General features: G+C 70.1%; 4 protein-coding genes and 1 pseudogene. 3 read left to right on the top strand and 2 right to left on the bottom strand.

The window, feature by feature from the left end:
- Window positions 1-1065: 1065 nt before the first annotated feature.
- Both ACYVD1_RS34105 and ACYVD1_RS34110 read right to left on the bottom strand, forming a co-directional pair.
- Window positions 1066-1875 (bottom strand): annotated as a pseudogene (locus ACYVD1_RS34105) (PhzF family phenazine biosynthesis protein); the annotation flags it as partial.
- A 131-nt stretch (window positions 1876-2006) separates the two neighbouring features.
- Complete coding sequence (locus ACYVD1_RS34110; protein ID WP_460747978.1) at window positions 2007-2447, bottom strand: Lrp/AsnC family transcriptional regulator; 441 nt, start codon at window positions 2445-2447, stop codon at window positions 2007-2009.
- 133 nt (window positions 2448-2580) lie between these two features.
- Between ACYVD1_RS34110 and ACYVD1_RS34115 the strand changes: the two genes are divergently transcribed.
- The 3 genes from ACYVD1_RS34115 to ACYVD1_RS34125 all read left to right on the top strand — a co-directional run bounded on the left by ACYVD1_RS34115 (window position 2581) and on the right by ACYVD1_RS34125 (window position 6414).
- Complete coding sequence (locus tag ACYVD1_RS34115) at window positions 2581-3750, top strand: thiamine pyrophosphate-dependent enzyme (protein WP_460778610.1); 1170 nt, start codon at window positions 2581-2583, stop codon at window positions 3748-3750.
- A gap of 79 nt (window positions 3751-3829) precedes the next feature.
- Entirely contained in the window at window positions 3830-4885 is a 1056-nt protein-coding gene (locus ACYVD1_RS34120) for an alpha-ketoacid dehydrogenase subunit beta (RefSeq protein ID WP_460778612.1), read from the top strand.
- Window positions 4882-6414 (top strand): dihydrolipoamide acetyltransferase family protein, encoded by a 1533-nt coding sequence (locus ACYVD1_RS34125; RefSeq protein ID WP_460778611.1) that lies wholly within the window; start codon window positions 4882-4884, stop codon window positions 6412-6414. Before ACYVD1_RS34120 ends, ACYVD1_RS34125 begins: the two co-directional genes overlap by 4 nt.
- Window positions 6415-6643: the final 229 nt, after the last annotated feature.

Below are 6643 nucleotides of genomic sequence, written 5' to 3' on the forward strand. Positions count from 1 at the left end.
GGAACCCGTACCGGCCGACCGAGGTGGCCACGACCGCCCGGCAGGCAAGGGGGAACCCCGGGAGGCGTGTCCCGGCACCTCCGGGGAGGGGTCGGAAGTGCCGTAGAACCATTCTTACCGGACTCGAGGCGTCCGCGGGCGAAAACCGGAGGAGTTCCTTGAAGCTCCCTGAGCACAAATACCCCCAACGGCCACGAAACCGGACCCCGAAACTTCATGGGAATTCCGGCCACAACCGCACTCGCGCCATCGAAAAGCTGGACCGAGCCCGACCAACAAAATGGCCACACCCGGACTGCTCCTGGGTGAGGCCTCTTGACCGCGCTCGGCCTTCCCGAAGAATGCGGTGCCCGCTGGGGCACCCCGCGCCTCGGGGGCTGGGGCGGGCCCGCCCCAGCCCCCGAGGTGGCCGACCGGTCGGGAAGGAGGAACCCGTACCGGCCGACCGAGGTGGCCACGACCGCCCGGCAGGCAAGGGGGAACCCCGGGAGGCGTGTCCCGGCACCTCCGGGGAGGGGTCGGAAGTGCCGTAGAACCATTCTTACCGGATCCGCAGCCGCTGCGCGGGGGAAATCAAGATTTCGTCGGGATCCGCTTGCTGGGCAACGGAACGAATCAGGCGATAGCCGCCCGGAACGCTCGGTCGTGATCGTCGACGGGGTCATCCTCGAGGTCGCCGACGAACACTGCGACTGCCCGACCGCCCTTCTCCTCGATCTCCGCGGCCAGCCTCTTCCACTCCACGAGGTTGGGGTGCTGGAGCTCGGTGCAGGCCTCCGCAGGCGCCAAGGCCGCCATTGCCGTGGCCAAGCGGCCCGGGGTGAGTTCGTAGGTGGCGGTACCGGAGGTGTGGCCGCACTCGATCGCCAGGACGATGGCGGGCAGAGGGCTCGTACCGACGTTGGTCAGCCCGAATGCCGTCTCGCCGTCACGGTGCACACCGACCCCGTAGGCCGCGGGGCGTACCCAGTCGGCGTGCCCCGCCTCCAGGCGCTCACGGGCGGCGTGGATCTCTTCCTTGGTGGCCCACCGCTCCCCAGCCGGTCCCCGCGGCCCGGTGCTCGGGTTCAGGTGGCCGGTTGCGAAGGTGACGGCGTCGCCGCCGAGCATGACGCGGTCTCCGACCAGGCGCACGTCCAGGTCGCCGCCGCGCGCCGAGGCCTGGTGGGCGGTGAGTTCGGTACGGCCGAGGCGCTCGGCCCAGAAGGGGGCCAGGACGGTGTGCGCGCTGCCGGTCACCGGGTCTTCGGGGACCCCGACGCTGGGGGCGAAGAACCGGGAGACGATGTCGTAGGCGCGGTCTCCGCCGGAACCGGTGGCCGTGTCCGCGCCGCGGGCTGTGACGATGACCCCGCGCGCCGGGATGGCGGTCAGTGCGCGCTGGTCCGGGGAGAGGGACCGGACGGTGGCCTCGTCAGCCACCTCGACCAGCAGGTCATTGGTTCCGCCGCGGCCGACCCACAACGGTTCGGCGCCCAAAGCGTCCGCCAACCCTGCGGGAACCTCCTCCCGCACGGCCGGGCGGGCCGGGAAGTCCATCCAGAGCCTGCCGTCCCGGCGCTCCACGGTGAGGACCCCGCTGCGGGTACTGAATCGGATCGGCCCCTCCACCCCCTGCTCGGTGAGGGCGTGCGCGGTGGCCAGGGTCGCGTGTCCGCACAGGTCGACCTCGACCTCGGGGGTGAACCAGCGCAGCTCGAATTCGGCTTCGGCGCTCTCGATCCGACGGGCGAAGGCGGTCTCGGAGAGGTTGAATTCGGCGGCGATGCCCTGGGCCCAGGCGTCGTCGTAGGGTTCGTCCACGACGAGGACGGCTGCGGGGTTCCCGGACAAGGGCTGGTTGGTGAAGGCGTCGACGACGCGGTACTCGGGCATGGGTCCATTCTGCCGGGGAAACCGGAGCAACCAAGGTCCGATCCGGAGTGAATTGGAGCTATGTGCGAGGCCGGCGCCCCAACCGGTCGGCCCCTCGTGCTCGCAGGACCCCTTCTACTGGCAGGCCCCCTCTACTGCAGGTGGGGCTCGTCCAGAATGAACATGGTCTGGGTGCTCTTGACCTCGGGCAGGCGTTGGAGCCGTTCCAGGACGAAGGTGCGCAGGGCTGCGGCGTCGGCCACCCGGACGAGCAGGAGGAGGTCGACGTCGCCGGACACCAACGCGGCGTGGTCGACTTCGGGGATGTCCCGCAGGTACTCACGGAACTTCTCCCAGGAGTGCTGCTCTATCCGCACGGAGACGTAGGCGGAGAGCGCCGTGCCGTACTTCTCGGGGTCGATGACGGCCGAGAAGCCCCGGATCACCCCCTCGTCGCGCAGACGTTCGAGGCGGGAGTAGGCGTTGGCCCGGGAGATGTGCGCGCGCTCGGCGACGGCGCGGATCGACATCCGGCCGTCGTCACACAGGAGAGCGATGATGCGACGGTCGGTGTCGTCCAGCTGCACGGCCATGTGTCTTACCTCATACCGTCCGCATGGTGGACAAGTTAGATGATGTGTCACTCAGATCCGATTACCGAACAGTTCGTCCAGCATCGGCGTGGAGCCATCGACAATATGGGGTGATTCGCCGCATATTCAAGACATGAAGCACACCGATGAGCGATCTCGTCCGGTTCCTCCTCTGCCCTCCCAGGAGCCGGTGCGCTTGGTGGACCGGTACGGCCGACGTCATGAACACTCCTCGTTCTCCACTCCCGACCACGCCGTACTCGCCGAACTCCACCGAGCCATGGTCATCGGACGCCGCTTCAACGAGCAGGCCAGCACCCTCGCCCGACAGGGCCGCCTCGCGGTGTACCCGTCCTCGATGGGACAGGAAGCAGCCCAGGTCGGCGGGGTGCTGGCACTGTCCGAACGGGACTGGCTCTTCCCCAGCTACCGCGACAGCGTCGCCATGGTCACGCACGGCGTGGACCCGGTGGAGACGCTCACCCTCTTCCGGGGCGACTGGCATTCCGGCTACGACCCGAACCGCAACCGGTGCGCGCCCCAGTGCACGCCGCTGGCCACCAACGCCTCCCACGCGGTCGGCCTGACCTACGCCGCACGCAGAAAGGGCCACGACGTGGCCGCCCTGGTCTTGATGGGCGACGGCGCCACAAGTGAGGGCGACGCGCACGAGGCCTACAACTTCGCGGCCGTGTGGAACACCCCCGTGGTGTTCCTGGTCCAGAACAACCACTGGGCCATCAGCGTTCCGGTGCACAAGCAGAGCGCGGCGCCCACCCTGGCGCACAAGGCCGTCGGCTACGGCATGCGCGGATACAACGTGGACGGCAACGACGCGGCGGCGGTGCACGCCGTGGTCGGGCACGCCCTGGCGGAAGCGCGCGGCGGGGGCGGACCCGCCATCATCGAGGCGCTGACCTACCGGGTCGACCCGCACACCAACTCCGACGCCCCGCAGCGCTACCGGGACGTTGACGAGGTGGAGTACTGGAGCGAACGGGACCCGCTGGCGCGGATGGAGGCCCTGTTGCGCAACGAGCAGATCGTCGACGACGGCCTCCTGGATATCTACGAGCGCGACGGCCAACGCGTCGCCACCGCGGTCCGCGAGCGGATGGCCTGTGCGGACAGACTCGAGCCGGACTCCCTCTTCACCGATGTGTACGCGGCGGTACCGGAGTCCCTGGAACGGCAGCGGCGGGACCTGGCCGCCGAAGTCGCGGAGGCCGAGCAGACCGGACAGTCCGAGCAGATCGAGCAGGCCGAGGAAGAGTCGGCGCGCCGGGAACTCCGGGGGGTGTGAGGCGATGGCACACGCGTCCCCCAGCCCCGCATCCTCCGAGGCCTCCCTGACGGTGCCCGCCCCCGCGCCCGCCACGGGGATGCGCGGAACGACCGAGGCACCCGAGGTCACCATGGGCACCGCGCTCAACCACGCCCTGCACGACGCCATGGCCGACGGCCCCGACGTGGTGGTCTACGGGGAGGACGTCGGTCCGCTGGGCGGTGTCTTCCGGGTCACGGACGGACTGACCGCCGAGTTCGGTGAGGAGCGGTGCTTCGACTCCCCGCTGGCCGAGTCCGGGATCGTGGGCACCGCGATCGGCATGGCCATGTACGGGATGCGTCCCGTGGTGGAGATGCAGTTCGACGCCTTCGCCTACCCCGCCTTCGAGCAGGTGGTCTCCCACCTGGCCAAGATGCGCAACCGGACGCGGGGGGCGGTGACACTGCCGGTGGTGATCCGGGTGCCGTACGGCGGCGGTATCGGCGGCGTGGAACACCACAGCGACTCCTCCGAGGCCTACTACACGCACACGCCCGGACTGCGCGTGGTTACCCCCGGGACCCCCGCCGACGCCTACTCCATGATGCGCGAGGCGATCGCCTGCGACGATCCCGTGGTCTTCCTGGAGCCGAAGCGGCGCTATTGGGCTAAGCAGTCCGTGGAACTCCCGGTGCGCACCGAGCCGATGGAGCGGTCCGTGGTGCGCCGCCCCGGGGCGGACGTGACGCTCATCGCCTACGGGCCGATGGTCGAGACCGCGTTGGAGGCAGCTGGGGAGGCAGCTGGGAAACCGGCCGGAGGGACGGCCGGGAAGGCAGTCGACGGGGGACACGGCATCGATGTCGAGGTCGTGGACCTGCGCCAGTTGGCGCCGTTCGACGACGACACCGTCACCGCTTCGGTCCGCCGTACCGGGCGTGCGGTGGTGGTGCACGAAGCATCGGTCTTCGGTGGATACGGTGCCGAGGTCGCGGCGCGCGTCACCGAGCAGTGCTTCCACTACCTGGAGGCCCCGGTACTGCGGGTCGGCGGGCTGGACGTCCCCTATCCCCCGCCGAAGCTGGAGGAGCACCACCTACCCGGGGTCGACCGGATCCTGGCGGCCTTCGACCGCCTCCAGTGGGAGTCCGAGTGGGTGGAGGGCCGGTGAGCACGTTCGAACTCCCCGACCTGGGTGAAGGCCTGACCGAAGCCGAGATCGTGTCCTGGCTGGTCACGGAGGGCGAGGAGATCGCCGTCGACCAAGCCGTGGTGGAGGTGGAAACCGCCAAGGCTTCGGTGGAGGTCCCCTGCCCCTTCAGCGGCACCGTCACCCGACTCCACGGCGCGGAGGGTGGGGTGGTCGCGGTCGGCGCGCCCCTCCTCACGGTCGCGAGCGGTCCGGATACTGGGGCGAGCCCGCCTGACGAACGTGGAATACGGGATACTCGAACCACCGTGCCCGACGCACGGGACGGCTCCGACCCCGCGGGCGGCAACGGCGCCGCCGACAGCGAAGCGGGTTCCGGCGCGGTCCTTGTGGGTTACGGCACGGCTTGGGGCACGCGGTCCAAGCGCCGCGGCGCCCCCAGGGCGGGCGGGCCGCCCGGGTCAACGGCGACCAGCGGCGGCCCGCCCACCAACCCTGCTGCACCACTGGGCGGAAGCTCGGGTGTGCCCCCTACCCGGGCCGGGGCTGGGACCGGGGTAGAGGCCGAGCCCGGTGCGGGACCGACCCGGGTGGTGTCACCCCTGGTACGCCGCCTGGCACGGGAGAACGGGATCGACATCACCGCGCTGCACGGCAGCGGGGAGGGCGGTCTGATCCTGCGCCGCGACGTCGAGCCGCTGATCGGCGCCCCGGCCGCGGGTACGGCCACGGGCGCAGCCACGGGTACGGCCGCGGGCGCAGCCACGGGTGCGTTTGAACAGGAAGAGCCATCCGGGAAAGAAGGCACAACCGAGGCACTGGGGAAACCCTGGGAGTCCGTGGAGCCCGGGGAACCTGGGACGCACCGGTCGCCACTGCGCGGGGCGCACCGGGTCATGGCCGAACACCTGTCGCGGTCACGGCGGGAGATCCCTGAGGCGACGGTGTGGGTAGACGTCGACGCTACCGGGATGGTGGACCTGCGCAGGGAACTCAACGATGCCGCGCCGGACCGCCCGGTGAGCGTGCTGGGGCTCGTGGCGCGGTTTGCCCTCCTCGGGCTGACACGGTTTCCCGAACTCAACGCCCACTTCGATACCGCCCGTCAGGAGACCGTCCGCTTCGACGCCGTGCATTTGGGATTCGCCGCCCAGACCCCGAGGGGTCTCGTGGTCCCGGTACTGCGCGAGGCCCACACGCTCACCACTCGAGAACTCTCCTCCGCGCTGGGGGAACGCGCGGATGCCGCCCGATCCGGCGCGACGGCCCCCGAGGACCTGCGCGGTGGAACGTTCACAGTGAACAACTACGGCGTGTTCGGCGTAGACGGGTCAGCCGCGATCATCAACCACCCGGAGGTGGCGATCCTGGGTGTGGGCCGTATCCTGCGCCGCCCCTGGGTGGTCGGCGATGACGTGGTGCCCCGCCCGATCACGGAACTCACCCTGACCTTCGACCACCGGGTGTGCCACGGAGGCGTCGCTGGCGGTTTCCTGCGCTGGGTCGCCGACTGCATGGAACGCCCTCACCTGCTGCTCGGGGACCTCTGACCCGCTCGAGGATCCCTGCCAGCCACTCATTGAGGGCTATGCGTGGACATTGGGGGGAGCCTTGCCGTCGTGACTCCAGTTGGGTCGGCACATGTGGGGCACCGGTGGGTGGGGGGTGCTGTTGGTGCGGGTTTCCCCGTTTCCTGCCGCTTGATGGTGGCCGTCTCCGCTGCGCGCCTCAAGGTCGTCGCCATCGAGCGCTTCGCGCGTCAGTGGCGCTCCACCTTGA

This window comes from Nocardiopsis nanhaiensis (assembly GCF_054778635.1).